The sequence below is a fragment of the Stenotrophomonas sp. HMWF003 genome (genome assembly GCF_003061285.1).
Classification (GTDB): domain Bacteria; phylum Pseudomonadota; class Gammaproteobacteria; order Xanthomonadales; family Xanthomonadaceae; genus Stenotrophomonas; species Stenotrophomonas maltophilia_AP.
In genome coordinates, this window is record NZ_QAIW01000355.1 from 9,683 (window position 1) to 11,415 (window position 1,733).

At 66.0% G+C, this 1,733-nt stretch carries 3 protein-coding genes; all 3 read right to left on the bottom strand.

Annotated features, from left to right (window positions below; all coding sequences use genetic code 11):
• The coding region (locus DBR34_RS14510) for a hydrolase (protein WP_146186853.1) at positions 1-618 on the bottom strand (618 nt) is incomplete at its 3' end.
• A 53-nt stretch (positions 619-671) separates the two neighbouring features.
• Positions 672-1,352: a hydrolase gene (locus DBR34_RS14515; protein WP_128097318.1), complete on the bottom strand. Its 681-nt coding sequence runs from the start codon at positions 1,350-1,352 to the stop codon at positions 672-674.
• A 70-nt stretch (positions 1,353-1,422) separates the two neighbouring features.
• The coding region (locus DBR34_RS23235) for a pirin-like C-terminal cupin domain-containing protein (protein ID WP_308812550.1) at positions 1,423-1,733 on the bottom strand (311 nt) is incomplete at its 5' end.

Consider the following 1,733-nt stretch of genomic DNA (forward strand, 5'->3'; position numbering starts at 1 on the left):
CTGGATGCCGGCGGTGCCACCGGTCTCGATGAAGAGCTTCATGAAGGCCGGCACCGTGTCGCTGCGGTTCCAGTCGCGCTGCAGTTCGCAGAACAACTGGGTGACGCTGATCAGCTGCGCACCGGCCTGTTCGACCCGACGCAGCGCGGCGTCATGGGCGGCCAGCGAGGTGCCGCCCACCGCATCCACCACCACGTACACCTCATAGCCTTCCTTGAGCGCGTCCAGCGCCGGGAAAGTGAGGCAGGCCTCGGTCCAGAGCGCGGTCATGATCAGCTTCCGGCGCCCGGTGGCCTCCACGGCCTGACGGAATTCCACGTCTTCCCAGGAGTTGATGGTGGTGCGGTCGTAGGTCGGAATACCGTCCAGCACCTTGCGCAGCTGCGGAATGGGCGGCTTGTTCAGGCCGGTCTTGACGTTGACCGTGGAATGCACGATCGGCAGGCCGTAGGCCACGGCCGCCTGTGCGGTGCCCACGATGTTGTTCACCAGCAGCTGGCGGTCCATCGAAGCGATGGAATTCACCTGCACGGGCTGGTAGTCGATGATCACGAATGCCGCGTTCTGTGGGGTCAACAGATGGTCGGCTTTCGGATCGCGGATGGGTTCGCTTGCCATGGTGTGTCTCCTTCCGGGGTTGGTGGTGGGGGCGCCAAGGGGCAGGGCGCCCCTCAGATGCGCCGGGAATGCAGCGGTTCGTTGTTCTTCTGGACGTCCTGCGCCTTGGCGTAGCTCTCGATCAGCAGCTGGTAGTTGGGGAAAATCTGCGTATAGATCTCCGCCCACTGCTGTGCGTCGTCGCGGTGCCATGTCTGTTGCAGCTCCGATGCCACGGCCGCCGTATCCATCGGTACCACCCCGGCCTGGACGACGCGTGCCAGGGTGATTTCTTCGGCCATCTTGGAATAGGTGCCCGATGCATCCACCACCGCGAACACCTGATAGCCGTCAGCCACGGCGGCGATGCTCGGGAAGGCCATGCAGACACTGGTGATGGTGCCGGCGATGATCAGCTGCCGGCGACCGGTGGCCTTGACCGCCGCGACGAATTCGGGATTGTCCCAGGCGTTGATTTCGCCGCGCCGCGCCACGTAGGTAGCGTGCGGTGCGTTCTGGCGGATCTCCGGGATCAGCGGGCCGTTGGGGCCTTGCGGCACCGAGGCGGTGGTGATCACCGGCAGACCGCACAGCGTGGCCATGCGCGCCAGCGCGACGGCATGCGCGCGCACACGGGAAAAGGGCATGTCGCCGATGGTCTGGAACAGGCCGCTCTGGTGATCGATCAACAGCATGGCCGCGTCTGCGGGGTTGATGATCGGCTTGCTGCCGTTGAAGTTGGCGGGAACGCTCATGGTCACTTCCGTGGGTTGGGGGAGAGAGCAGTGCGACGGGCCGCGCGTTGGCGGCGGCCGTCGAATCGGGTCACGCGGGGATCTGGCCGAACCGGCCGGTGTTGAAATCGGCCATGGCCTGCGCGATCTCGGCCGCGCTGTTCATGACGAACGGGCCATGCCCGACCAGCGGCTCATCGATGGGCTCGCCGCCCAGCAGGAGCAGCGTCGCATCGCCGATTGCATCGACCTGGATGGACTGGCCGTGGCGTTCGAACATCGCGAACTGCGCCGGCCCGATCGCATCGCCTGCGTTGAGCCGCACCTCGCCCTTGAGCACCACCACCACCGTGGTCCAGCCCTCGATGGCCGGCAGGGTGAGGTGTGCGCCCGCGTTGAGGC

Bases quoted from the DNA above. Each gene is read 5' to 3' on its own strand.
- DBR34_RS14515 (WP_128097318.1), bottom strand. From the start codon at position 1,352: ATGAGCGTTCCCGCCAACTTCAACGGCAGCAAGCCGATCATCAACCCC.